Origin of the sequence: Microcoleus sp. Pol12A5 (assembly GCF_036701435.1) — a bacterium.
Taxonomy (GTDB): domain Bacteria; phylum Cyanobacteriota; class Cyanobacteriia; order Cyanobacteriales; family Microcoleaceae; genus Microcoleus.
Genome location: NZ_JAUBQU010000032.1, coordinates 13404 through 39800 on the forward strand (window position 1 = coordinate 13404; position 26397 = coordinate 39800).

Sequence of the window (26397 nt, forward strand, 5' to 3'; positions counted from 1 at the left end):
ATGAGGTGGACTAAAATTACTCAAAGTCCCCCTTCTTAAGGGGAATTTAGGGGGATCTAGGCTCGGCGACAAGCGATATCTACAGAGGGTTTTATATAACAAGCGAGCGAGTAAAACTTTTGAATTCTAATCAAAGGAAGGGTCTGTATACCATTTCTTGACATTCTCGTACCATTGACTCGCCTGCTTGTATTCCTCAACTATCTCAGCCGGAGTATTGTCATCTAATTCCCAAGGACACAAATCACTATGCTGAAATTCACAACTAACGTAATAGCCTCGCGGTAAAGTCTTCCAATAAGTTGCTTTCCAGGGTTCCAGTACATTCCATTTTTCGGTTCCTGGGATATGTTCATACATGAAAAGCAAACGATCTAAAGCCAGTAATTGCTCTATTATTTCTCGTTGAGTACCGAGAAATCCTTCTTCATAAGGAAACTGACCAAGAAAATTTACAATGGAAAACTTATTCCAATCAGGATCAGCCATTGCTTCCCATCTAGCACCACCTTGAGGAGTTAAATAGTAGCTAGCTAGAAGTCTCCCGTCTAAGTGGTCTTGAATGCCAGCTCTTGTTAAGATAACATTTGAAGTTCCCTCGGTGTCATCTTCATCGGCAAAAACCTTTGCTTTAATGTCCCCTCTCTGAAATAAGGAATCCGCTGCAAGTGCTGTTTCAGCATGAGATAAGTGCATTGAGTATGCAACTCTTCTTAGTTCGTAGTAGTTGTCTATTACAGCAAACTCAAGAATCAAGTATTCGATTTTTGGATTCGGAGTTTGTGCTAATGCTGGGTAAGAGTTGAGATATTCATCTCCAAACAAACTTGATGGGTTTGTATCTAATTCTGGCTCCGTATACCAATGCAAAATTTCTGAGTTCCACTGCCTTGCTTGTCGATCTTTGTCAATCCACTCTTAGGGTGTATTTGAGTTGATGCACCATTCAAAATGTCGATACTGGTAAGTAACTTTGTAAGCTTTGGGTAAAGTTTTCCAGTACGTTGCCTCCCAGCACTCTATTTTCTCCCAAACACAAGTTTCTAGAAGAATAGTTTGGCTTTCTAAATGTTCGCTAAGATTTATGATTTTTTCGATTATCTGCCGAGAACAACAGGTTATTTGTGATTTAATTAAGCCAGTTATTTCATCACGTCTATAACCCATATACCATTGTCTATAATGGTTCCAATTGGGATGAGTTAAGCTTTCCCACCTTGCTCCCCCTTGAGGAGTTAAGTAGTAAAAAGCGTTGATTTTTCCATCCAAGTGTGCCTGAATTTGAGAGCGATTTAAGGTAATATCTTCAATTAATTTTTCCGTTTCAGTGCAAAATGCAGCTAAAATGTAACCTTTATGAAATAAGCGCTCGGCTGCTACTGCCACCTCAGTATGAGAGAGTCTCCAATCCGATGCCACATTTTTGAGAGTTTCATAATGTTCTATAACCGAAGAAAGAATCAGGTACTCTATTCTATGGATAGTCATATTGTGTATTCGCGAATGACCTTCGGCGATGAAAGATGATTCAAACTTCTATTTACCCCTAACCGATGCAGGCTTTCAGAAACTCAGTCGATCGCAAAAACTGGCTTTCTCTGTTTTCACTAACGATCGGCGATCGCCCGCTCGACGATAAACCCGATCCGATCGCCTAAAATAACACTTAACACTTTTGCTATTCTACCATGACTAAGCCTACTGCAACCCTGTTAATTGCCTGTCCCGATCGCAAAGGACTCGTCGCCTTACTTGCCAATTTTATAGCCTCCCACAACGGCAATATCATCCACGCAGATCACCATACAGATTTTACCGCCGGATTATTTCTGAGCCGACTCGAATGGCAATTAGATGATTTTGACTTAACCACCGAACAAATAACACCTGCTTTTAGTGAAATTGCCAAGGACTTACAAGCCAATTGGCAATTGCATTTCTCTCATAAAATTCGACGCATCGCAATCTGGGTAAGCCGTCAAGATCACTGTTTATTAGACTTGATTTGGCGACAGCGAGCGCAAGAAATCAGAGGTGAAATTCCGCTGATTATCAGCAACCATGAAAATTTAAAGCCCATTGCCACACAATACGGTATCGACTTTGAGTATATTCCCATTACTAAAGACAATAAAGCTATTCAAGAAGCACAACAGTTAGAAATCCTTAAAAAATATAAGATTGATTTAGTAGTTTTGGCTAAATATATGCAAATCTTGAGCCAAGACTTTATCATAAAGTTTCCCAATGTGATTAATATTCACCATTCATTTTTACCCGCGTTTGTGGGTGCAAATCCTTACGAAAGAGCTTATGAAAGAGGAGTAAAAATTATCGGTGCAACAGCTCACTATGTTACACCTGATTTAGATGCTGGCCCGATTATCGAACAAGATGTTGTGCGGGTGAGTCACCGCGATGAAGTGTCTGATTTGATTCGCAAAGGTAAAGATTTAGAAAGAGTTGTGTTAGCAAGAGCCGTGCGATATCATTTACAAAATCGTGTTTTAGTTTATGGCAATCGGACTGTGGTTTTTGCTTGAAAATTAGGCATCATATCAATCGGGTTTGTTACTCTTTTGATAACTCGGTGATTAATATAAATTGCAGTTGCACGATCGCAGTGCAGCGAATCCCAAAGTTTGCTCAATTTGACATTTTGCATGACTTGTGATGCGGCTAAGATTGTCCGTTGCCGTCAAGTTGCGATCGCCCAAAGGCCTGTTTTCCCACAGAGCCCCCAATAGGGCGAGGTTTCGGAACCTTGCTTTTACCCGCAGGCCATCCTTCACGCTGCTGGGAGCGATCGCCATCGGTTTCTTCTGTTTGGTCGTGAAACAAAATTTGTCGCGTGGGATAAGGCAAATCGATGCCGTTTTCCACAAGCTTTTTTTTAATAGCACAAATTACCTTGTCGCGCGATCGCATATCGTCAATTCGGCGCGGCGGAGCAATCCACCATCGAACGCGAATATTGACGGTACTTTCTGCTAGCTCAACCACCAGCACATCGGGTGCAGGATCTTTCAACACCTCATTTACGGTGTACAATCCTTCCAGCATTAACTTCTTGGCGCGGTCAATATCGTCGTTGTAACCAATACCAAAATCGTATTCCGTGCGGCGTTTATCGAAAGCGGTATTCACCGTCACCGAATTCGTAAACAATTCGGCATTGGGAATGACAATCCGGCGACCATCATAAGTTAGGATTGTTGTAGCGCGGGTCTCAATATTTTCTACCGTTCCCTCAAAGTTTTTAAACACAATTTGGTCATCGATTCGGAACGGTTCCGTCAACAGAATTAAGATACCGGCTAAGAAGTTTTGCAAGATATCCCGAAAGGCAAAACCAATCGCCACCCCGCTAATTCCCAGCAGTTGAATCAAATCCCCAGCTTTAAATGTGGGAATTACAATCGAAAGCGCAACAAACAGACCAACTAGAACGATCGCACTCTGGGTTAACCGTCCTAACACCAGCCCCAAATTTCGAGCTTGGTGGTGGTTGCGAGTAAGCCGCCTGACCACTCTCTTAATTTTCCCCCCCACAAAGTAAAAAAATGCAAAGACAATTAAGGCCAGCACAATATTAGGCAGCATGATCGTAAAGCTGTCGATCATGCTCTGAATCTTTTTCCAGACTATGGATATCTCTGCGTTCATGAAGTTTCCTCGCGCATCAGTCGTTGTCGATAGTAGTAAAATTTAGCTCGATTAAGTTCTATCTAAAGACTGTAGGTTGGTACGATGCGAGGAATATTTTTTGGATGTTTTAAAAATTTTGAATGCAGATTATAGGTTGGGATATAGTACAGTTAGATCGATTAGTAAACCATCTGTAGATGGGGAATAATAAAGAAGCGGATGAATTAATGCCCTCTAATAGCAGGAACAGCAAAAACAACGCATCGCTGACTAAATCCCACCTGCTAAGGGGACTCGCCATGCCGACAATTCCTGAATTTTTAACTCTTAATTCCCAAAGGGCGGTAAGTCGAGTAACTGATTTTTAGAAGGTGGAAGCTGGGCGGGATTTTTGCCTGGGGCGGAAGTTTGGCGGATTTCCAGGGCAGTTTCGCCAGGATTTGCAGTGCGAGTAGGTACTATCTCCAAAGAATATACTGTCTCGGTTTTTGCAGGAGCGGGATTTTGGGCTTTCGCGAGCAAGTCAACAGCATCTCCGAGGGCGCTAGTTAAATTTTTGCTAGTTTCGGCGTGACGGGCTTCTTCTTGTTTGAGGGCTTGAGTGAGTTGTTTAACTTGTTCGATCGCCCGATCGCGCTCTTCGAGAACTTCTGCTAACTTAGCTTTAAGTTCGCCTACTGTGTGCAGTTGTGCGATTTCTTGCTGGCGAGCAACCCCAGCATCATCGCCTTCGGGCACAAGGGGGGAAAAATTTTGTAATTGCTCTATTTGTGCTTCCAGAGAAGCGATGATTTGCTGAGTTAATTTAGCATCATTCCGCCGCTGCTCGGCTTCGGTATTGTAGAGTTGGCGCCACTGAGCGGCACTTTCACCGGCCTCATCGCGATCGCGCGAAACTTCTGTTAACTGCTGTTGCAGCCGCTTGATTTCATCTAACCACTGTCTGACATCCTGAGCCATATTGATTTTAGATTTTAGATTTTAGATTTTAGATTAGCAATGGCTTAATTAAGTAACGCTCCTTATTTCCAGTTGCGCGATCGTCCTGCATCCATTTTCCATTTTCGAGTTCCCCCTCTCCTGTGCGCTATGAACATTTATTACTGGTTGCGCTACCTGATTTTAGCTTTGTTTAAGGCGCTTTTAAGCTTGCTTCGAGCTCTCAAACGGAAATTTGGGGGTTTTTGGCTGTTTTGTCGGTGTTTGACTTGGGGCACGCTCAAGGAAGTCGGGGCGAAGGCGGGAGAACAGCGCTTGCCGGGGCTGTCTGCGGAAATGGCCTACAATTCTATGCTGGCGCTGTTTCCGGGGCTGTTGGCTATTTTATCTGCGATCGCTATCTTTGAACCTTTGCAGTTAACACTTTATCAAATCGCCCGTCTTTTGGGCGAAGTTATACCCGATGACGTGCGGAATTTGATTGGTGGCTTAATCAAAGAAATTATGTTAACTCGGAGTAAAGGGCTGTTTTCGGTAAGCTTTCTTGGGGCGATTTGGGCATTTTCTGGAGTAATGAGCGCGGCGATGGCTGCACTAGATCGCATCCATGAAACCCCGATCGATCGAACTAGACCATTTTGGAAAGCCAAACTTATTTCTCTGGCGCTCAGTATCGGTACAATTGTGCTGTTAATTCTAGCATCGGGAGTAGTATTTGTCAGCGACTTAATTGTACAAGCTATTGCCCGCCAGAGTTGCCTGCTGGAGTCCGTCGCCAATTGCGATTTAAAAGATGTCCAAAATTGCTTGCTCCTCGCCGGCAATTGCCCTTTAGAGTCGCAACTGTTAGGTGCTTGGCGGCTGTGGAGGTGGCCGATTTCTTTGGGAATTGTATCGCTGGCTTTTGCATTTATTTACCGCTACGGGCCTAGTCGCCGTCAACCAGATATTCCTATTGTATCAGGAGCTGTTTTTGCTGCTATTTTGTGGGCGCTATTTTCAGCTTTATTTCGGTTTTATGTTTTGCATTTGGGCAATTACACTTGGACTTACGGCACAATCGGAAGTTTTATTGTGTTGCTGCTGTGGCTGGATATTTCTTCTTTGGTAATGCTGATAGGCGCTCAGTTGAATGTGACGGTGGGAAAGGCTATAAAACAATCAAAATTAAAATAATTTGTTAATTTTGAATAGTTAATTGTTATTTGCCGGATGCTGGCTTACCTACGGAGTACAGTGCTGAGGATGCCCGCAACAAAAGACAGAAAAATCAGTATCCAAATGACACCACCGGGAATAAATGTCAAGAGGCCAACACCTCTGAGAATCCAAACTAGGAGGGTGAGGCCCAGGATAGTCAAAAAGATGCGGGTAGATAGTCGCATTTGAAATCTAGGAGAATTAGTCATGTTGAATGTTAAAGTTTTGTCTGGATCAATGATAGCTGCTTTGCTGGCGATCGGCAGTTATCTCACCTTAATTTCCACTCCCGGTTCCACTGTTGCGCTTAGGGCTACAAATGTGCTGGGAGGAGCGGCAAATGCTGCTCAAAAAACACCTTCTGCCAGTTTAACAATTTCCGATCGCACAATTGGAGCGGCGAAGGTGGGGATGACTTTCGGAGGATTGAAAAAGGCTCTCGGTTCCACAGCGCAGTTTAAAGTTCAGTCTCCTTTTATGGTAGACTTTGATGCTGTGGCTGTCAGCCAGTCGGGAAAAGTGCAATATCGGATTATCTACGCTGCGGGTACAAAGCTAAAAGATACCGATATCATTGAACTTTTGATGACTGAAAATGCTAATTATAAAACAGTTCAGGGCGTCGGGCCGGGAATGACTCTGAAACAAGCAGAGGCAATTTACGGCAAGGCGACTTTATCTTATAACGTAGATAATGAAATGAGAGAAGGGGTTGTATTTGCCAAGCAACCCACTAGAAAAATTATGTTTGTTCCCAAAGCTGAAGGGAAACAATTTGCGGGAGTTTATGGCGCTGGTCAAGGGGGATTTTATCAGACTAATAAGTATCGGCCAAATGCTGTGATTCGATCTGTTATGGTGCGGAAGTAGCCTTCAGATAATTCCCAGAAACCGGGTTTCTTCCGAGATATCTCGCCACCCAACCTAAATCATCCGAGAAACCCGGTTTCTTAGCCTAAAATTAAGGATTACCTGTAGTTACGTCCAAATACTCTTGATTGTCAAGATAAGTTTTAATATTCTCCAGTATTTGACGTAGGTATTCTATGACTTCCTCCTTAATCTCTAAAAGTTCCTCAATAGTCTGATCTCGCCCCACTTCCTCAAAAGACTTAACTCCGTGCGCTAAGTCATTCCTGTTGCGTTTAATAACTAAAAGATTTTGCCCGTCTTTTGTCTTAGTAGGTTCTGTTTTACATGAAAAGCCATATTTTTCGGCTATTTCTTTAATCAACCTAGCATCCACATTCCCGGAAAATAGTTCTTCGCGTTCAAATGTAGCTGTGATGATGTCTATAGATATTTGGTTAATTTGTAAATGAATTTTTTTAGGAGAACGGTTTTTAAGATTTTGAAGAACAATCATTTTGATTTCTGGTTTGAGTTGATCGAAGGAGATTGCTTGATTTTTAAGCTCATCAAATATGGCTTCAATGGCATTTCGCATAGTGGATTCAACTAAGTTATACAATAACAAAAAGCCAATGGCTTTAAGAGTTTTTGCCAACTCAGGATTAAGACTTTGTATTTGATATTGTCCAGCACTATCGGCGACAGCTAACTTAGTGGTTTGTTTGATTAAGCCATGTAAAAAGATGAAGTAATCATCTACCTCTTGAGCGCGTGTATTGAAATCTAAGAGTACAGTATTCATCTTTAGCCTAGCAGTCGATCGCGGACATACTCAATGCGTGAAACTACTTTATTTTTAGAACTGCTAGCATCAGATTTTGTGAAATCCTTAAATTGTTGTGAATTGAGCCATTCTGTTGACTTTGGCTCAAGATTGCTGTTTTTTCTCAAAGCAAGAGCAACACCGACAGCCAGAGACTCGAATTTAATGCGAGTTGTTGTTCTGGCGCCATTTTTACCTTGGCGAAATCCTTGAGGAAAATATTTTTCTACAAAATTCAGCATTGACTCGAATTCTTCCCGCATTTTTTCGCGATCGAATTTCGGATCTTCATTTACTTGCTTCAGATACTCATCAAGGAATATGTTTATCTTACTATTAAACTTCTCATAGTTATTTAAAAATGCAAAAAAACGCAACACAAATTCTTGCGGTTCGCGTCTGCGAATAGTAGACTCAGAAAAAGCGCATAATTTGCGGAACTTGTCATGTTTCGATAGTTCCTCAATCAGTTTGAGAAACGGGCCGGGCAGTATGCCTCGGCGCTTTTCCATCTCGTTTAGCTGGACGCTACCTGTATTAATGCGTTCAAATAAATCTCTTCGCGCTTCCTCATTTGCACTTTCAGTTAGTTGAATCATCCGAAGTGTAGTGCGGTTGAAGCGCCTCTGACGGGCCAGGGGCAAATCAGCAAATTTAAATCCATTTAAACTCTGTAATTTCTTTAATTCGATCAAGGTTAATTCGTTATTGATAAATCTACTTAAAGTCCGAATGCGTTGTGTACCATCTATTATTTCTAAACGGGCTTCATCGTTTTCGTCCTCATGGATGTCAGCAACAAAAATATAAGGTATTGGCAGACCCAAAAATATAGACTCAATCAACTTTGACTGCGTTGCTTCATCCCAAGCATCGTCACGTTGGTAGTCGGGGATGAACAACTCATTGGTATCATCATCCTTTCCTTCCATATATTTTTGAACGAGTATTTCGACTGGATACTCTTTGGTATCGTAATTAACTAGCTGCTGCTTGTCGCGGATTTCGGCTTCAGCAGCATCAACCTTTTTGTGTTGCTCGGTAATTTCTAGTTTCGATCGCATATTCTTAAATAATAATCGGAAATTGCGGAGTGAATAGACTTATCGGTACTATGATTTTACCATAAAAATTTGGGACTTACTTCGTAAAAGCGATCGCACTTATCAAAAAAAGTGCGATCCCCCAAATTAAATCAACTCAAAACAGCCGGAAAATTACAATTTATAACCGGCTGGCGAGGGAATTGGCACAGCGGCCCAACGCCGATAAACGGTTGCTGTCCCCGCTTAAATCGAACACAACCTCAAACTTAACGTGAGGTATAGTTTGTCGCAGAAACTGAAAATGCCCGTCTGCATCTGAACGACTGCGGAAGCGGGCGACAATCATCCATTGATGAGAAGGTAACAAACGGGCGATCGCCCAACAACACAAGCGGTCTTTGTATGTCAACATAGAACTCGTCTCCATTGATATTTTTGGAGCCAGAGCCAGCCCGGAACCTTGGACAGTGAGGGGCTGGCTTCTGACGTTTTAAGGCCTGAGCCTTATATACACTAATAGCATAATTTGATGCTATTGACATCAAATGACACAAAAATATATCAAATGGTGTTGGAGTGTAAAATTGAAGACAATTGAAGTAAAACCATGCCAGCCCATGCCTTCACGAATGCGAGTCACAGTTACCCTGCCAGAAGACGTTCATCAAGCCTTGTCCGAATGGGCTGAAGAAGAAGATAGAACCCTTGCAAACCTGCTATCCCATGTGGCAGCTAAAGCAGTCAGAGAGCGCCAAGAGCAGAAAAAGGAAGAATCAGAAAGCGATCGCCCTTAAGCGATGACCACGGCGTAAGATGGAGTTTGTTGAAATGTTTTGCAGTACAACGAATGGCTTCACGGGGACGAGTTACCGCATATTTGCCAGAAGAGATTCAAAAAGCTCTCGAAGAATGGGCAGAAGACGACAGCAGATCCGTTAGCAGTTTGGCAACGTACCTGCTGACGAAATCTGTTCGAGAACGCCAACAACAGAAAAAAGATAAATCAGAAAGCGATCGCCCTTAAGAACGATCGCCCGCAATCCCATCCGCCTATATCTGCAGTCAAAAAAAGAACCACCGCCTCAAAAAAATAAGGTGGGCCGCAGCCCACCCTACCCAAATTATTTCGCAGTCACCAACTGTGCCGGCAGCCGCTTAAACGCCAACCTTTCATTCTCGATATCCACAAAAATGGTATCGCCGTCAGCAAAATCTCCCCGCAAAATACCCTTCGCCATTTGCGTTTCCAACTCCCGCTGGATTCCCCGCTTCAATGGCCGTGCACCGTAAACCGGATCGTAACCAATTTCTGCTAAGAAGTCGATCGCAGATTCCGACAATTTGAGAGACATTTTGCGATCTGCTAACCGTTTTTCCAAGCGCTTAACTTGCAACAGCACAATCTGCCGCAGTTCCGTCTTACTCAAACCGTGGAAGATAATCATCTCATCAATCCGGTTCAAGAATTCTGGGCGGAAAGTTCCCCGCATCGCTTCCATCACCCGACTCCGCATTTGTTCGTTATCTCCGGCCACATCTAAGATGTATTGAGAGCCAACATTCGATGTCATAATAATCACAGAATTCTTAAAGTCTACCGTGTGACCTTGAGCATCGGTAACGCGGCCGTCATCCAGAATTTGCAGCATGATGTTGAATACATCCGGGTGCGCTTTCTCGATTTCATCGAATAGAATCACTGAGTAAGGACGGCGGCGCACAGCCTCCGTTAATTGTCCGCCTTCATCGTAGCCAACGTATCCCGGAGGCGCACCAATTAACCGCGAAACCGCGTGTTTCTCCATGTATTCCGACATATCAATTCGCACGATCGCTTCTTCCGTGTCGAACAGATAAGCCGCTAATGCTTTAGCTAACTCAGTTTTCCCTACACCCGTGGGGCCGAGGAAGATAAAACTCGCAACCGGACGATTGGGATCGGCTAAACCTGCGCGCGATCGCTGAATTGCATCTGCAACCGCCGTCACTGCTTCATCCTGTCCGATTACCCGCTTGTGCAGTTCATCTTCCAAGTGCAGAAGTTTCTGCATTTCCGATTCAACCAACTTGCTAATCGGAATTCCCGTCCACTTGGAAATAATCTCGGCAATGTCACCTTCTGTGACTTCTTCCCGCAGCAAAGTTTTACCTGTGGTTTGAGTTGCTGACAGTTGAGATTCAGCTTCTTGCAGTTGTTTTTGCAATTCGGTTAACTTGCTATATTTCAACTCAGCAGCACGGTTCAGGTCATATTTTAATTCAGCTTGCTGAATTTCAATATTCACCTTATCAATCTGTTCTTTAATCTTTTGAATGCTGCCGATGACACCTTTTTCCGATTGCCACTGGGCATTCAAAGCGCTTTGCTGTTCCTTGAGGTTTGCTAAATCTTTTTCCAGTCTTTCCAAGCGTTCGATCGAAGCAACGTTACTTTCTTTTTGCAGCGACAGTCTTTCCATTTCTAGCTGCAAAATCCTGCGGTCAATTTCGTCTAGTTCTTCCGGCTTGGAGGTAATCTCCATTTTGAGTTTAGCCGCTGCTTCGTCCACTAAGTCAATGGCTTTGTCTGGAAGGAAGCGATCGCTAATATATCGAGTAGACAAAGTAGCCGCCGCCACTAGGGCGCTGTCGGAAATTTTTACCCCGTGGTGAACTTCGTACCGTTCTTTCAAGCCCCGCAAAATCGAGACAGTATCTTCAACTGTCGGTTGGTCAACATAAACTTGTTGAAAACGGCGTTCTAGTGCCGCATCTTTTTCGAGGTACTTGCGGTATTCGTCGAGAGTTGTAGCGCCGATACAGCGCAATTCTCCCCTAGCTAACATGGGTTTAAGTAAATTGCCGGCATCCATCGAGCCTTGAGTTGCGCCAGCACCGACAACGGTGTGAATTTCATCGATAAATAAGATGACTTTGCCGTTGCTGTCGGTAACTTCTTTGAGTACCGCTTTCAAGCGTTCTTCAAATTCTCCCCGGAATTTTGCACCGGCAATTAAAGCGCCCATATCTAGGCTAATTAATTGTCTGTCTTTGAGAGATTGCGGCACATCTCCGGTGATAATTCGCTGGGCGAGTCCTTCGGCGATCGCAGTTTTGCCGACTCCCGGTTCCCCAATCAATACCGGATTATTTTTGGTGCGACGGCTCAAAATTTGAATCGTGCGGCGGATTTCGTCATCGCGTCCGATTACCGGATCGAGTTTGCCTTGACGCGCTGCTTCAGTCAAATCTCGGCCGTATTTTTCCAGCGCTTCGTATTTGCCTTCTGGATTTTGATCTGTCACTTTGTTGTTCCCCCGGACTTGGGCAATGATATCTTTGAGCTTGGCTTCATCTAGTTTAAATTCTTGCAGTAGATTTTTGCCAAAGCGATCGTCCTTAACGTAACCTAGTATCAAATGCTCGATCGAAATAAATTCATCGCCGTACTCTTTGCGATAAGTTTCGGCGCGATCGAGCAAAGTGTCGAGAGAACGACCTAGATAAACGTTGCCGCCGCTTCCAGTAATTTTTGGCTGGCGACTGATAAACTCATCAGTGCGATCGCGCAATTTTGCTACAGAAACTCCAGCTTTGTTAAATAAGCTGCTAGCAAGCCCTGATTCTTGTTCCAGCAAAGCTTTCATCAAGTGTTCGCTTTCTAGCTGCTGCTGCTGACCTGCTTTGACGATTTCGGGGGTGCGGGCGAGGGCTTCCCAGGCTTTTTCTGTAAATTGGTTTGGATTATTCGGTTGCATAAATTTTAATTCCCTGAATTCAAAATGATGACTGCTGTAGAGGCAATTGCTCGATCGCCCGTACAATTGTCATTGTAGGGAGTTGCGGAGGGCGATCGGATCGGTGTTCCCCTATCTTGAGATAGGTATTTCCGTCCTGTGTAGCAGTCCCTCGCAAGCAAAAGCAAACTGTCGCGCCTAAAAGTTGGACTCTTGGATAAGACCAACTCTCACATTAAAAATGCTTTCTACTGCCACTTGAAAAAACGGCACATTCTTAAACAGTCTCCTGCTGCGGAAAATGGAGAAACACTCATGTAAATAGGAGAGAGGACTCGAGAAGCGTCACAGTCCTATAGCTAAACCCAAAGCGTTATTGTTTTACTCATCAATAACAGCCGCTATAACTCTCACACCTGGAAAATATAGCTATGAAAATTTTACCTTTAATTTCGTTAGGTATTATAGCAAGTGCCGCGATCGCAGTAGCCCCTGAAGCTTTGGCAAATACCTGGCGTGCCGCACACCGGATGTCTGGTTTTTCCGCCGACAGCAATTACTACTTGTATCTAGAAAGTTCCAGAGATACAGGAGCGGGAATTCCCAAAGCAAAATTGCAAATTGTCCAAGTTGCTGCAAATTCCTGCATCAAAAATGGGTGTATCCAAACTAAATATGGGGAGCCAGACTCGAATAAAAGCACTAAAATGGCAGAAGATGATTTGCTTCAAAAAAGTTGGAATAGCAGGCAAACTTTGAAGTTAACTCCTCCTCAAGCTGGAACTAAACTAAACATTATTTCTCGTACTCCCGGAGCCAATGGAAGCGAGACAGTCGCCGTCAAAGTCAATACAGCAAAGCTTTTACAAATTCGCCTAGAACAGCGGCAAAAAAATGCTTCTGCTGGCAAAGAAAGCGCGGCAATGCGTCTTGTAATTAATCATAACGGTCGGCAGCGTGTCCTCGGATCGCTGAACAATTTTCAAGATTGGGTGTTCTCTTATTCAATCCGAGAAGTTCGTTTGTCTCCGAACGGGCGGAATGCCGTTGTCTTGGTGGACAAGACAGAACGCACTTTTGAAGGAGTCTTGAAAACTACTGTTGTACAAGGCTTTGTTCTGTAGGCTTGCTATATTCCCAGGTCTTAACCTGGGAATTATCAAAACTTACGCAGAACTTCTATATGTAAGGTACAGACGGCGCACCTACAGATAGAGCCTGTGCGTTAGTCCCGATCGGGTTGTTAATTATTCTTTATTTTGATAATTGATATATCAATACATTTTAAAATTTCCCTCTTCCTTCCTCCCTCTTTCTTTTTCCTTGAACATCTGCCTCCTGACTATTGAAGAATGCTCAATCCTTAATCCGTGTATCCCTGTCCAAATCCATATTTTGCCTGACTTCATGCCTGCATTACCACCCGTTCCGGGAGACTGACAATAAAAGTTGAACCTTTACCGTCTTCGCTTTCGACGCTAATTTCGCCGCCGAGAATTTGACACAAACGCTGGCTAATTGTCAATCCCAAACCCGTACCTCCATACTTGCGGGTAGTCGAGGCATCAGCTTGGGTAAAAGGTTTAAATATCTGCTCTAATTGCTCGTCCGTCATGCCGATGCCGGTGTCGCTGACTCGAAACATTAAAACTTGAGAAGTATAGTTTGAACCCGATTGAAAATCATTATTTTTATTTGGTTTCGTCGGTCGTGATTTTTCAATTTTCATTCTTTCGACGCCGATAGTAATGACGCCTTTTTCGGTAAATTTGGCAGCATTGCTGAGCAAATTGAGGAGAATTTGCCGTACTTTCGGTTGGTCGGCGTACATTGTGCCGAGTTCGCCTTTTGTTTTCAGTGCTAAAGCATTACCTTTTTTTTCTACTAGCGGTTGAGCAGTAGTCATCACTTCTTCAATCATCGTTGCTACGTCGAAGTTTTCCAAATAAAGGGTGACGTGACCGGCTTCTATTTTGGAAATATCGAGGATGTCGCTAATCATATCCAGCAGGTGTTTGCCTGCGGTTTGAATTTTTTCTAAGTCGGGGAGAAAATCTTCGGAACCGGAATCTTGAGCATCTTCTTGCAGCATTTCGCTGTAGTTGATGATGGCATTGAGGGGGGTGCGGAGTTCGTGGCTCATGTTGGCGAGAAATGCACTTTTCGAGCGGTTGGCAGCTTCGGCTGCTACTTTTGCTTCGTGCAAGTCTTCTGTATATTCTGCTACGCGCTGAATGAGTTCGTTGAGCGAAACTGCCAGCATTCCCACTTCGTCGGAAGTAGTGACGGGTACTTGCAAATCAAAGTTTGATTCTTCGGTAACTCGCTGGGCGATGAGGGTGGTGGCTTCTAAGGGGCGGGCGATCGCCCGGCTGGTGTATGCTGCAAGTAGGGCTGCGATACCGGCGGATACTGCTAGAGAGCAAACCAGAATCAGAGTTCCAAGTTTTTCTGCTTCCTCGTAGGTTCTAAATGCCTCATCTGCTTTATCGCGAAAGTTGCCGGCCATTTGGGCTGAATCTTCGGAAAACTGTTTGAGTTTCAAAGCAGTTTCGCCCGTCACAAAATTGTTCAAGTTCTGCCCCAATGCCTGCTGCTGCTTCGGAATCAAAGCAGATAATTTCGCAGTAGCCAACAATTTTTGTACTTGTTGAAAGTATGATTCTACGGTTTTGCCGTTGACTTGAGCGAACTGTTGAAGCTGTTGGTAGTCTTTGGCAATCTCGGGATTCTTCGTCTGCAACGGGGTTTGCAGTTGTTCGAGGATGCCGCTCATCTGAGCAACGCGAGTCAGGAATTCCGAGCGTTGGCGATCGAAAATTTGCGGTTTGGCCGTCAGACTCGCCAGCTCTTGCTGCTGAATTCTGACTTCCTGCACCGTGTTATTGAGGTTTGTCAGGATTTCCGCTTTATCTCGGTCGATCGCTAGTTTTTCTCTAACTTGCTGTTTGTGATAGGATTCTACTCCCCGTCCCGCCACAGCACCCAAAACGGCAATACCAATGACCAAGGCGTATCCGCAGCCGATTTTCTGCCTGATACCTAAGCGGCCCAACAGACTTTTCAACCCTATTTGAGGACGGTTATGCAGTTGATTTTTCAAAGCTAAGGTTAAAGACATGGGCAATGTACTCGTCACCTTTGAGAGGCACCATCTATATTCTAATTGATGCCTGCCGGAGGGTAAATAAAGTTCTGGCTTCGGACTAGGTTTCGGTAGTTGTAGGGTCTTTGCAGGGTTCCACAGCTCGATCGGCTTGACAGTTTGCAGCAGTTATGCGTAAAAAATTATAGCAGAAGGAAGAAGGATCTTCGGCTGCATTCAGCTTTCTTCCCTTCAGCGATGCGAGCAGGCAAGTCGCGGTTCCTGAGCGAAGTCAAAGGGTAGTGCAAGTCGCTCAGAATAAAAAAAAGCAAGAAGGAAGAACCAGTCAAAGGCATGGTTTCAGTAATTAAGAACATCCTCACCGTTTTGGTGGTTGCGATATAAGTGGTGAGTTATAAGTTGCAAGTTATGAGTTAGATTTCTCATTTAAAACTCTACTCTACTCGCAACCCACAACTCTATCGCTGTTCTCCTACTGGCAAAGTCGAAATTGTGCTATCTCAGCAGGAATTTTGGAAGCATTAGGTACGTTTGCACTTGCTGGAACGAAGATTCCCAGGCCATAACTGCAACCCTCTGCCGTCGTGCATTCCCCAGGCTTAGCAGTGATTTGATATTCGCCTTGGGATGGGGGAGTAAAAGAGATTGACGCCAGTTCGCCTGTTTTTTGACTCACAGCGATTTCCTGACCGCTTGCATCCTTGAGAGATAAGTTTAAATCCTGACAATTTCCGTCGCAAGTGGCAACAAAAACATACTCCACATTAGGATGCAACGTCGCTCTAAAAGGAGATGAAACTTGCTTGCGAACTTGGCCCAGCAACGGCACAAATACTAATTTTTGACCGTTACCTTTCCGCTGGTCAACTTCTGTTTTCAAGCGACAAATAACCGTTTTTTGGTTTTCCGTCAGTTCTTGAGCAATCGCATTTCCTACAATTGCAGTACCGAGGATCAGCGCAAGGCCGGAAATAACCAGATGTTTGAAATTCATTGATGTCCCTTAAAGTTAATTTTGGGTGATTGCAATAGACCGCTTTTGTCAGCAGTCTATTAGTTTATCTGGAGCCTATCACATTTGTTGACTTTTCCGAAAAAACAGGTCGGAGAAAAGTGCGATCGAACTCATGTCTGGTTTTAGATGAATCTGGCGTCAGCTATCGCCGAAAATCCACAGATTGCAGACGGTAGGAGCAGAACCCCGTCCTGATTGTATTGTACTAAATTAGGGCGATCGCCATCAGTATCTAGAAACCCGGTTTCTGGGCGGATGCCTCGCAGCTCAACCTACGATTTATAGTAGAGACCGGGTTTAACAAGACCTGAATCTGTCCAAGACTGTAAATCTCTGATACAGGTTCCCAGATTCCCTGTCAACAACATAATACAAATTTAAAAAAGTCTTGCTACCATCCTAAATCTTATACCAATTATTAAAAGTCAAAGCGAACCGTAAGGAACGCCAATCCCGTTTCCCTAGTCAAAATACCTCCGTTAAATCCGTTAAATCCCTTCTACAATCCATTGCCTAACTTCCTTCTTCCGATCATTTATCACTCTTCCGAAATTTCCACGCAGGAACAAACTTGGAATCTCCCCAAACGCCGCGGCGATTTTTCTTAGCTTCGGCTTCCGCTTGTTCCAGAACACTGGCACTGGGACAGTTTTTCAAGTAAGGACGGTAAACCATTGCTAATCCTTCGCGGGTCAAAACTTCTTGGGCAAATGTGCCGTTTGGCAAACGAACTTCGCTAACTTTGCGGCCGTAGCGGTCAGTATCGGTGACGGTCAAGACAACGCGACCCCCCCCTTGTTTGACGAGCTGCTGCATTCTTTGGTGCGCTAAATTGCCCCACTTAAATTGATTTTTTAGTGCTGATGCTTTGCTATTTTTCTCAGCATTTGTGTGCGCGACTTCCGGTGCATCTACACAGGCAAAACGCACTTTGATATCTTTTCCGGCGCTATCGCTAGCGACAAGGGTGTCGCCGTCGCTGACTCGCTTGACAGCATAGTTGTTGGGCGCTAACTTTTGTGGACACCCGAATAGTAGCAATAGCAGAGCAACTGCACTTAAGGTTTTTATTGTTGGGAAAAGGGGGATTTTTGTTGGGCTCATATTTCTCTGTTTTATTTAGTTTCCATCCAATTTTGCCCAGCGTGGATGTCAACTATCAGCGGTACGCTAAGTGGCAGAGCATTTTCCATCGCAGTTCTAATTTTCGGTTGCAATTCTTCCCATTCATCGGGGGGTACTTCAAAGATTAATTCATCGTGAACTTGCAGCAGCAGCCGCGCCTGATAGTTTTGCAAAATTTTGTGTACCTCAATCATGGCAAGTTTAATGATATCAGCACTAGAGCCTTGAATGGGAGCGTTGGCTGCCGCCCGCAAAGATTGGGCGTCATCTCTGCTGACAGATTTAAGTCTATCGGAGTGAATGTCTTGGGGATTGCGGCCTTTTAAGTCCAGGAGGCTTTCGCTCTCGAATTTTAAATAGCGGCGGCGGCCGAGTATTGTGGTGACGTATCCGAGGGCGATCGCCTCTTTTTTTACTTTCTCCAAATATTCAAAAACTTTACTGTAACGCTGGTTAAATCGTTCAATAAACTTTTTACCGTCTGCTGAAGTTTTGCCCATCGAACGACCAAACTTAATCGCCCCCATACCGTAAATTACCCCAAAATTAATCGTTTTGCCAAACCGTCTTTCGTCTGGGGTTACTTCCTCTTTTTCAAACAGCAGTTGAGCGGTTACGGTATGCACATCTCGGTTATTTTGATAAGCTTCAATTAACACAGGTTCTTGACTCAAGTGAGCCAAAATTCGCAGTTCAATTTGAGAATAGTCAGCCGACACCATCAGCCAACCTTCTTCTGGTAAAAAAGCTTTGCGAATTTGCCGTGAAAACTCGGTGCGGATGGGAATATTTTGTAAATTTGGATTGGAAGAAGAAAGCCTTCCCGTACCAGTTGCAGTTTGGTTGAAATCTGTATGCACTCGCCCGGTTTCTGCACGCACTAACTGCGGCAAAGCATCGACATAAGTTGATTTCAACTTGGATAATGTTCGGTGTTCTAATAAATCGTCTACAATCGGGTGATCTCCTTGCAATTTATCCAAAACAGCGGCGTCTGTAGAGTATCCAGTCTTAGTTTTGCGAGACTTTTTCTGAAACTCATCCGGAATTTTTTCTAACAAGATTTCGCTGAGTTGTTTCGGCGAACCTAAATTAAACTTTCTCCCCGCTGCTTGATAAGTCTTTTCTTCTATTTCTTTTAAGCTCTTTTCTAGCTGTTGCGAGAGTTCTTGCAGGTAAGCTGAATCAATGCGAATTCCACAGTATTCCATTTCAGCTAAAACTGGTTCTAGGGGCTGTTCTACTTCCAGCAGCAACTTGTGCAAAGACTTATCGGGAAAGTTATGTTCATCAGCTTTATCTAATTCAGTTCTCAGTTTACCTACTAACTGAAATGTTGTGTGAACATCCATGCCGCAGTAGTCGGCTACCGCCGGAATACTGATGTCAGCAATTGTTTTGTTTTTGGGTACTAATTCATTGTAACTTTTGGCGACAATGCCTAAGTATTTCCTTGACAATTCGCTGAGGCTGTGGGTGGTTTCGGGATTGAGTACGTAACTGGCTAGCATGGTGTCGAAGACGACTCCGGCTAGTTTGATTCCCTGACAGCGCAGGATCGATCGATCGAATTTAGCATTTTGCAGCGCTTTAAGATAATTCTCGCTTTCCAAAATCGGACGCAAAGCATTTAAAACTGTGGCTTTATCCAAGTTTTTGCCCGTTTTATGTCCCGTGGGAATGTAAGCAACATCCTCTTCGCCGATTCCCCAACAGCAGCCAATTCCGACTAATTCGGCGTCTCGTGGTTCGATGGCGGTGGTTTCGGTATCCCACGCCACGGGTGAGGCTTTGTCGGTGAAGGTTTGCAGCAGTTCGACTAATTCGTTTAACTGTTCGGTTGTTTGAATTATTCGGGGTTTAATTGGCAGTTTGTTTTCCTGCTGGGCGGCTAGGGTTTCTGCGGGACTAAAAAACCACAACGCATCGTCTTCTGAACTTTCAGAAGTTGCAGGTGACTTATCTATTGGGGGGTGGACATCGGGTTCGCCCACAGAAACAGGCAAGATGCCTGTTCCACTCTCCATTAAATTGATTGTGGGGAGTAGGGGTTGGGCATCTTGCCCGCCCTTTGCCAATAGTTGTTCAACACCGCCAAAACGCTTTTGAATTTGTTTAACTTTGCTTAAAAATGTTTTAAATTCCAACTTTTCCAGCATTGGAATCAAGGCTGATTCGTCAAAACCTATAAGCTGGCAATCTTCTAAGTTGATATCTAAGGGAACGTCTTGGACTATTGTCGCCATGCGTTGAGAATGATAAGCAGCTTCTTTGCCTTCTTCTAGCTTTTTCTTGGTTGCCCCTTTAATTTCATCTATAGCAGCATAAATGCCGTCGAGGGAGTTGTAAGCTTCCAGCAATTGCAGGGCGGTTTTGTCGCCGATGCCTTTAACTCCGGGGATGTTGTCGGATTTGTCGCCGCAGAGGGCTTTGTAATCTACTACTTGTTCGGGCAAAATACCGAGTTTGGCTTTGACTTCTTCCGGGCCGTATTCTTGGGATTTGCCTTTGCCCGATCGCCTGAGCTCATCGGTACTCAAATATAATACGCTGATGTGTTTGTCGGTTTCTACTAATTGAAACAAATCGCGATCGCCCGTGAGGATTTTGACCTGATAACCGGCCGCGCTGGCTTTGTTTGCCAAAGTTCCCAAAACATCGTCCGCCTCGTAGCCCGGAGCAGTTATTGCAGGTAAATTCAAATAGGTGAGCAATTCTTGCAGGTTTTTGATATCCGGCTTAAAATCTTCCGGTGTTTCTGCTCGACCCGCTTTGTAGGTGTCGTCTGCTTCGTGGCGAAAAGTGGGCGTGGCGAGGTCAAAGGCGATCGCCATGTACTGGGGGTCGTGGGCCGCCATGACTTCCAGCAGCGACTTGAGAAAGCCAAAACAGACGCTGGTGGGAATGCCCGTCGTAGTTCGCAAGCCTCCGTCTCGACTTTTGGCAAAGGCGAAGTAGGAGCGGAAGGCCAGGGAGTGACCGTCAACTAAGATGAAGGTGGGTGCTTGATTTTCCGACACAGACACAGATCCCGATCGCACGAAAGTATTTTCTCATTGTAGCTATAGCAGAAGGATGTCTGATGTTTTGAAGTAGCTCATCTTTGCACCAATTCTTGTAATGCCAAAAAACAGTAGAGTATGGAGTAGATATCTGGGTAAGTCAGACCAACTGCAACGATTCTTGCTATTGTGCGTCGATTTTACTCGCTCGCCTAAAATATCTCAAAAGGTTTCTCTACAAGGTCTTTGGGATGATAAATTTTTAAAACCCCTGATTGCCCCCCTCTCCCCGAAAACAATCGCTCTCCTTCTAAGTCGTTTTCTGAACGGACTTGCGTAAACACGCAATATTATTTGCGCTTACTCCTCTATCAACCGGAATACTTGAAGGACAGAATAAAACTATCAACTTTACAAACAGGTCTGAATTATGAACAAGGTAATGGTTACACTCATCTCTATAGCTACCCTTGGGCTAGGCATTGCTGTTCCCCTCCAAGCCAATGCTCAGCCTATGAAGCAAACAACAAAAGTTGCGCTTGAATCCCAACATCGCCATGAATACCGCGTCCAGTATCACCGCCCCAATCAAAAAAAATGGATCAATGCTGGCACTTTCCGAGATCGTGTAGCTGCTAACAAAGAGGTTCAAAAACTAGAGCATAAAGGTTATAAAGCCAAAATTGTAACGCTGTAGGCTTACACAGTAGAATAGGGAGAGAAAAGGCGAGTGTTGCTCGCCTTTTCTCTCCCTCACGATTATCATTATCAGTAAAAGCACAGGTTATATAGCAAGTCTAAATAGTCGTGAAAACGAGTCTGCTGAAGAACTTATAAAATAGTTATGGCGGTAAAACTATGAGTTATCAAACACAACGCTTTCTGGTCATTGAGGATCACCCTGAAGTGGGTCAAAATAATTGTGATTTTTTGAGGATGATAGACCCTCAGTGTTCCTGCATTATTCAGGAAACCCCTGAAGAGGGGATTGAGAAACTCAAGCAAGAGAACATAGATTTAGTAGTAGTTGACTTACAATTTGGGACTTTGACAGGCGAGGAGTCAGCCAAGCCAGGTTTAGCGCTACTCAACCACATTTTTGAGCATCACCCTCTGTTAAATGTTCTCGTCTATACCAGCGAACCAAGCTATTTAAGGCAAGTCGTGAAGCAAATATTTGAACATCAAGGGGGATTTGCTGTCGTTAATAAAATGGAAAGACGGAATGCTTTTCTAGAAGGAGGTCGTAATGCTTTAACTGGACAGTGTAAGATTCCTCGTAATTTAATGAACGAAATGCCATTGACTGATAAGGATAGAACGGTATTGGACTTGTTATGCAACCAAGCCCTTACCGATCAGGCAATTGCAGATCGGATGCATATATCCCTCAAAACAGCTCAGAACTACGTCCAGAGTCTCAAAGCAAAACTGAATGTCGATCAGCTTGATGGTCAACTTACTAATACCAGAATCGCAGTTTGCATGGAGGCAATTAAACGTAGGTTAATCGGGTAGTTCTACCCTTCTTTGTTATCATATTATGGGGTGTCCATCGTCCATTCAAGTGTTACCTGCATCCCACCTCCTTCTAATGGAACCCTTTGCCAAGCCCCATTTGGTATCTCAGCGGCAATAGTTTTCATCAGTTTAGTGCCATATCCACCACTACGACGTTTTTTGTGAGGAATATCTAATAAGATAGGTGTTAGGCTAGTTCCATTATTCTCGATCGCTAATCGGCACTGACGATCTTTTTGAGTAAGCGAGACTGAAACTTGCGTTGCCGATCCGTTTGGAGGTTGGGCATGGCGAATCACATTAGCGATCGCTTCTCGAAAAAAGCGAAAGATATCTTCTCTCGAATCAATCCAAGCACTATCAGATTTGGGTTCTCGCAAGGGTTGTAGATGCTCTTTGACAGTCAAGGTTAATTCTCTTGAGTCAATCAGTTTTTGGAGCCATTGGTGTATCCCCCGATCCAGTCCAGATTGCAGCTCTGGTGTAATCTCTAGCTTTTCTGCAATTGTGCGTGTGCTGCTGAGCTGATTGCGAAGTGCAAGCCCAACTGCTTCTAATCTATCTAAGATTGAGTTAATCATGGGAGATGGATGACTGAGGGCTAGAAGCTCAATACTATCCATTGCCAATTTTAGTTCTTGAAGTGGGCCATCATGAATGTCTGTTGCGACTCGATGGAGGAGTTTCCGCGATTGCAAAAGAACAGCCTGTCGCTCAGCTAATTTCTGCTGTTGTTGGATAGACTGCCTGAGAATTGAATAAATGGCTACACCTGAAGCTGTTCCAACCCAACCTAAGATTGGGATGGATAATGGAAGAATTAACCCTTGATAGAACAAGATAAAACTTAAAGCTACATAGCTTCCTACCAAGATCGGAAGAAGCCAGCCAACCAGCAGATGAACAGGTATAAGTTTATGCTTTTTGTCTTGGCTAAGTATATATAGGCTTATGAAGTCAAGACCCAAATTTGTGATGATGTAGTCATACCAATTCGGGATTCTTGTCAGAAATGAATGGGTCATCAAACTAGCTATTTGATTAGCTTCTACTTCTGCAACAGACATCTCCCCAAATGGAGATAGTTCTCGATAGGTTTCAAATCCTTTCCCTTCGGGAAGATCGATTAATACAAGTTTATCCTGGAGCTTCTGAAGAGATTGGGGGTCAAAGGAAGGATTGCAGTGTTCTATCTCTAGCTGAGAGGAAGGACAGTGAAAATGAATATCAATACTAGGAAATGTATCAGCAGGACCCCAAAAATTAATTTGAAAAGATAAAAGAGTTTGTAAATTAGTAATATTTTGAAAACCTTTGATATTTCCTGAGTTCATATAGAATTTTTCTAAGGCCATCGTTGCCACAGATTTAACCTTATGATGTATATTAATATCGGGATCATCTTCATAGCTAAAATAGGAGAATAACTCGGCTTTGCGAGCTGGGCTTTCTAAGCTTTGTGGATGTGCTGCATATCTGAAGTAACTTACTATCTGCTCTGGGGGAATAGAGGGATTTATACTTTCATTATCTAAAGGAAATAAATTATGATAATCATTTATTACTGAATTTTCTGAGGGTAAGTTACTTGGACGAGCGACCAAAACAATCTGCTTTGAATATTTACTAATCAACTCTTGAAAGGGATGTTCTAACTGAGTATCTGTATCAAGCTCAATGTACTGGCTCATTTGAGTAGGCAAATTTATGACTACAAGCTTTGCACCACTGTTGATTAATTTTTTCACTAAAATTGCATAGAAATTATTCAGTTTATATAAGTTATGAAAGTTATATCCTAAAATGGCAGGCTGCTTGATCTTAAGCAGTAGAATTTCTTTGGGCATAAGCCCTGGTTTATGCAGTCGTATTAGATGATCCTGGATGTCGAGTTCCATTTTATTGAGCATAGGTAAGTTGCTAGATACTGCACAGTAAAACAAGCTCCAAGCAGTTACTAAGCCAATACCTATTGCGGGACGATATCTGATAGTGTTCATTCGATATTTCTATTATTGATTTGTTCGGGGCAGTCAATATAAAATTGTTAGATTGAGTGGGATTCGGTTTAAAGTTACACACAAATCTTGTGAACACTGTCTCAACCGCCAAGGAGCAAAATTTGTACTAATCGTTCCCTCATAGATAGTACCATTCAGATGAAACCAGTCTATTGAGCGGACATTATTGCCGTCACTTTATAGTTTCAGTTTAACCGAGCCTCCTTGTCCAATACCATCAGTAATTCGTCCAGCCCCAATCCAGGCTTAGGTTGCTGTGGCTGGGATATCTAACAGACTCAATAAAAGTAAAGTTTGGCATACAATACGAGATGCAAAAGGAAGCATGAGCCATTTATTCTTAGTTCAATAGTGCAATTGTGACATTGGCATTTGAGGGCGAATTGTCTTCTCCAGTATATAGCAATTCACGGTTTGGTGAGGTACACCTAAATAGCTGTAAAGCTTATAGAACCCATTGGGTATCTCTGATGATGAGCTAAGATCAGAAAAAAATGTCGTACTCCGGCAGCTTAACCGATAAAGAGTGGGAACTCATCGAGCCATTATTACCACGGAACAAGAAAACCTGAGCGCCTACTCAATCAAAGAGAGAAATCTTGGATGTGATCTTCTATGACTCGCAAGCGGTAAACCCACGGGTGGTCAGAAACCGGGCTTGTTGCATCATAGTGCGTTACACCTCGCAGAAACGGTAAAAAACCCGGTTTCAGAAGGTTGTGATGCGTAAGTCCCAATCTCAAATCTCAAATATCAAATCGCTTGACTGTGCAGCTTGGCTGAGAATAGTAGAAGATGTTAAGTACGATTCCCTGCGGGATAGCTTCGCTTCACGCAAATTTACCAACAACTGCCGATCGAAGCCTATGGGTGACATTAACCGATGCTACGAAATCCTCGAAATTGATCCGGGAGCTTCCTTAGAAGAAATTAAGCGCGCTTACAGGGATTTAGCGTTTGTGTGGCATCCCGATCGGTTTGCCAACAACGATCGCCTGCAACAAAAAGCTCAACAAAGATTAACAGAAATTAATCAAGCTTACCAGCAGTTGCTGTCGTTTCTGAGTCAGCCTGAATCGAGGTCGATCGAAAAACAGTTTCCGCAGCCACCGCCCCCTGCGCCGGAAAAGCCGCTGAGAAGGCGTTCTCGAAAATCAGTCGCTAGGCCTAGTTCCCAGCGCCGTCAAACCCGCCCAAAAGCCACCTCGAAAAAATTTCAAACTCAAAAGAACTCTTCAAGCAAGAAACGATTTACAACTCAAAATCGCCAAGCGCGGCGGGGAAGAAAGCAACCAGGGCAAAGGGTTGCGAGGGAAGCGCCGCCATCTCAAAACTATCCAAAGATTATCTCGAAAAGGAAAAAAGAATTTTCCACTCAATACTCAAAACTGCGAAGCGCGCCGAGGGAAGTGCGGCCATCTCAACACTATTCAAGCTTCCCTTGGTGGCCGCTGGCAATCGCCGTGGCTAGTTACGCTTTGACCGGTTGGATTTTGACTGTATCAGCCGCCCCCCTGTGGATGTGGGCTTTAATCTGCGGTGCAGATTGGCTGTGGGCCGCGATTTTGCTGGCGGAGGGTTCAGCAACGCCTAGAGTGTGGCTGGCGGCATTAGTTTTGGCTGGGGCGGTGGGGGGGTCGATCGCCGGTTTTCAGGCGGGAGGAAGGGTAACAGGGGCGGCTTGGGGCGCTGTGGGATCTGGTTTGGGGGCGATCGCCAGTTCCGAGGCCGAGTCGCGGGCTGTGGCTGCTGTTTTGGCGGTAGCGGGAGTGCTGACAGTGGTGGGATTGATGGCTGGAACTGGTTCTGGGAATTGGGTCAAGGTGTTGGTGGCGGCCCTCTGTTGGGGGGTTGTGGGCTTGATGTGCGGGCTGGCGGCGGAAGTAGGTGGGAATTCTGGGGGCCCCGTCGGGCTCTCTGGTGCGATCGGGCTGGGGATTGGGGCGTGGGCTGGGGCTTTTGCTGGGGCGGGATCGGGGGATCTCGTCCAAGCCTTAGCTATCGCCGGGTCTAAGACTGTTTATGGGGCTTGGGCTGCGATCGGCATTATTGCTGGAGTTGTGGCGCAGATGGTAGCTGCAGAAAGGTTGATCCACACTAGCAGCGGGCTTTACACGGTTATCCTGTTGGTGGCTACTTCGGGTTTCGGGCTGTGGCTGGGAAGTTGGTTGGGCGATCGTATCTTTTAACTTAGTCATCAGTCATCAGTCATTAGTCATGAGGGAAAATTACCAATTATCAATTACCAACTACCACTTCCCCATTATTCTCTTGTCTAGCAACAACTAACACAATTAGGATGTTATTAATTGCTGACACCCTTCCTTCTTCCTTCTTCTTTCTTCCTGACATCCGTTACATCCCGTACAGTGCTCGTTGCCGA

The 26397-nt window shown here is 44.3% G+C and carries 22 protein-coding genes; 9 read left to right on the top strand and 13 right to left on the bottom strand.

What is annotated here, in order from left to right; genetic code table 11:
• Nucleotides 1-126: 126 nt before the first annotated feature.
• Both QUA45_RS11360 and QUA45_RS11365 read right to left on the bottom strand, forming a co-directional pair.
• Entirely contained in the window at nucleotides 127-825 is a 699-nt protein-coding gene (locus QUA45_RS11360; RefSeq protein ID WP_333220736.1) for a hypothetical protein, read from the bottom strand.
• A 93-nt stretch (nucleotides 826-918) separates the two neighbouring features.
• On the bottom strand, nucleotides 919-1488 hold the full coding sequence (locus QUA45_RS11365) for a hypothetical protein (protein ID WP_333220738.1): 570 nt from the start codon (nucleotides 1486-1488) through the stop codon (nucleotides 919-921).
• A 200-nt stretch (nucleotides 1489-1688) separates the two neighbouring features.
• Between QUA45_RS11365 and purU the strand changes: the two genes are divergently transcribed.
• On the top strand, nucleotides 1689-2543 hold the full coding sequence (purU, locus tag QUA45_RS11370; protein ID WP_333220739.1) for a formyltetrahydrofolate deformylase: 855 nt from the start codon (nucleotides 1689-1691) through the stop codon (nucleotides 2541-2543).
• A gap of 136 nt (nucleotides 2544-2679) precedes the next feature.
• Here the strand turns inward: purU and QUA45_RS11375 are convergent, their stop codons facing one another.
• Nucleotides 2680-3666, bottom strand: a complete 987-nt coding sequence (locus tag QUA45_RS11375; protein ID WP_333220741.1) for a mechanosensitive ion channel family protein — start codon at nucleotides 3664-3666, stop codon at nucleotides 2680-2682.
• Between the two features lie 309 nt (nucleotides 3667-3975).
• Nucleotides 3976-4608 carry a hypothetical protein gene (locus tag QUA45_RS11380; protein ID WP_333220743.1) on the bottom strand — a complete coding sequence of 211 codons (633 nt, stop codon included), beginning with the start codon at nucleotides 4606-4608 and terminating at the stop codon, nucleotides 3976-3978.
• A gap of 129 nt (nucleotides 4609-4737) precedes the next feature.
• Between QUA45_RS11380 and QUA45_RS11385 the strand changes: the two genes are divergently transcribed.
• Nucleotides 4738-5763 carry a YihY/virulence factor BrkB family protein gene (locus tag QUA45_RS11385; RefSeq protein ID WP_333220745.1) on the top strand — a complete coding sequence of 342 codons (1026 nt, stop codon included), beginning with the start codon at nucleotides 4738-4740 and terminating at the stop codon, nucleotides 5761-5763.
• A gap of 231 nt (nucleotides 5764-5994) precedes the next feature.
• The gene (locus QUA45_RS11390; protein ID WP_333220747.1) at nucleotides 5995-6657 is read left to right on the top strand and encodes a hypothetical protein; all 663 of its coding nucleotides are present in this window, start codon (nucleotides 5995-5997) and stop codon (nucleotides 6655-6657) included.
• Between the two features lie 91 nt (nucleotides 6658-6748).
• Here QUA45_RS11390 and QUA45_RS11395 read toward each other — a convergent pair whose 3' ends face one another.
• The 3 genes from QUA45_RS11395 to QUA45_RS11405 all read right to left on the bottom strand — a co-directional run bounded on the left by QUA45_RS11395 (nucleotide 6749) and on the right by QUA45_RS11405 (nucleotide 8920).
• Entirely contained in the window at nucleotides 6749-7441 is a 693-nt protein-coding gene (locus QUA45_RS11395; RefSeq protein ID WP_333220748.1) for an MAE_28990/MAE_18760 family HEPN-like nuclease, read from the bottom strand.
• Nucleotides 7442-7443: 2 nt separating this feature from the next.
• A complete protein-coding gene (locus QUA45_RS11400) occupies nucleotides 7444-8526 on the bottom strand; it encodes a DUF262 domain-containing protein (protein ID WP_333220750.1) in 1083 nt (360 codons plus the stop codon).
• Nucleotides 8527-8686: 160 nt separating this feature from the next.
• Nucleotides 8687-8920, bottom strand: a complete 234-nt coding sequence (locus QUA45_RS11405; RefSeq protein WP_333182733.1) for a hypothetical protein — start codon at nucleotides 8918-8920, stop codon at nucleotides 8687-8689.
• Between the two features lie 205 nt (nucleotides 8921-9125).
• Here QUA45_RS11405 and QUA45_RS11410 point away from each other — a divergent pair, with 205 nt between their 5' ends.
• Nucleotides 9126-9302 carry a ribbon-helix-helix domain-containing protein gene (locus QUA45_RS11410; RefSeq protein ID WP_333029546.1) on the top strand — a complete coding sequence of 59 codons (177 nt, stop codon included), beginning with the start codon at nucleotides 9126-9128 and terminating at the stop codon, nucleotides 9300-9302.
• Between the two features lie 53 nt (nucleotides 9303-9355).
• Nucleotides 9356-9532, top strand: coding sequence for a ribbon-helix-helix domain-containing protein (locus tag QUA45_RS11415; RefSeq protein ID WP_333146406.1), 177 nt, complete (start codon nucleotides 9356-9358; stop codon nucleotides 9530-9532).
• A 97-nt stretch (nucleotides 9533-9629) separates the two neighbouring features.
• On the opposite strand, the gene clpB is transcribed toward QUA45_RS11415, so the two are convergent.
• Nucleotides 9630-12245, bottom strand: coding sequence for an ATP-dependent chaperone ClpB (clpB, locus tag QUA45_RS11420; protein WP_333101197.1), 2616 nt, complete (start codon nucleotides 12243-12245; stop codon nucleotides 9630-9632).
• Between the two features lie 410 nt (nucleotides 12246-12655).
• Between clpB and QUA45_RS11425 the strand changes: the two genes are divergently transcribed.
• The gene (locus tag QUA45_RS11425; protein ID WP_333220751.1) at nucleotides 12656-13348 is read left to right on the top strand and encodes a DUF2259 domain-containing protein; all 693 of its coding nucleotides are present in this window, start codon (nucleotides 12656-12658) and stop codon (nucleotides 13346-13348) included.
• Between the two features lie 281 nt (nucleotides 13349-13629).
• Here the strand turns inward: QUA45_RS11425 and QUA45_RS11430 are convergent, their stop codons facing one another.
• From QUA45_RS11430 to polA, 4 genes are all read right to left on the bottom strand, one after another.
• Nucleotides 13630-15345: an ATP-binding protein gene (locus QUA45_RS11430; protein ID WP_333220752.1), complete on the bottom strand. Its 1716-nt coding sequence runs from the start codon at nucleotides 15343-15345 to the stop codon at nucleotides 13630-13632.
• Nucleotides 15346-15802: 457 nt separating this feature from the next.
• Complete coding sequence (locus tag QUA45_RS11435) at nucleotides 15803-16324, bottom strand: hypothetical protein (protein WP_333094610.1); 522 nt, start codon at nucleotides 16322-16324, stop codon at nucleotides 15803-15805.
• Nucleotides 16325-16876: 552 nt separating this feature from the next.
• Nucleotides 16877-17449, bottom strand: a complete 573-nt coding sequence (locus QUA45_RS11440) for a thermonuclease family protein (RefSeq protein WP_333094609.1) — start codon at nucleotides 17447-17449, stop codon at nucleotides 16877-16879.
• Nucleotides 17450-17460: 11 nt separating this feature from the next.
• Nucleotides 17461-20511: a DNA polymerase I gene (gene polA, locus QUA45_RS11445; protein WP_333220754.1), complete on the bottom strand. Its 3051-nt coding sequence runs from the start codon at nucleotides 20509-20511 to the stop codon at nucleotides 17461-17463.
• A 391-nt stretch (nucleotides 20512-20902) separates the two neighbouring features.
• On the opposite strand from polA, the gene QUA45_RS11450 reads away from it, so the two are divergent.
• Both QUA45_RS11450 and QUA45_RS11455 read left to right on the top strand, forming a co-directional pair.
• Nucleotides 20903-21169 (top strand): hypothetical protein, encoded by a 267-nt coding sequence (locus QUA45_RS11450; protein WP_333094607.1) that lies wholly within the window; start codon nucleotides 20903-20905, stop codon nucleotides 21167-21169.
• A gap of 161 nt (nucleotides 21170-21330) precedes the next feature.
• Nucleotides 21331-21990, top strand: coding sequence for a LuxR C-terminal-related transcriptional regulator (locus QUA45_RS11455; RefSeq protein ID WP_333094606.1), 660 nt, complete (start codon nucleotides 21331-21333; stop codon nucleotides 21988-21990).
• Nucleotides 21991-22013: 23 nt separating this feature from the next.
• Here QUA45_RS11455 and QUA45_RS11460 read toward each other — a convergent pair whose 3' ends face one another.
• Nucleotides 22014-23993: a CHASE2 domain-containing protein gene (locus QUA45_RS11460; RefSeq protein WP_333220756.1), complete on the bottom strand. Its 1980-nt coding sequence runs from the start codon at nucleotides 23991-23993 to the stop codon at nucleotides 22014-22016.
• Between the two features lie 743 nt (nucleotides 23994-24736).
• Between QUA45_RS11460 and QUA45_RS11465 the strand changes: the two genes are divergently transcribed.
• Nucleotides 24737-26203: a DnaJ domain-containing protein gene (locus QUA45_RS11465; RefSeq protein ID WP_333220758.1), complete on the top strand. Its 1467-nt coding sequence runs from the start codon at nucleotides 24737-24739 to the stop codon at nucleotides 26201-26203.
• Nucleotides 26204-26397 lie beyond the last annotated feature (194 nt).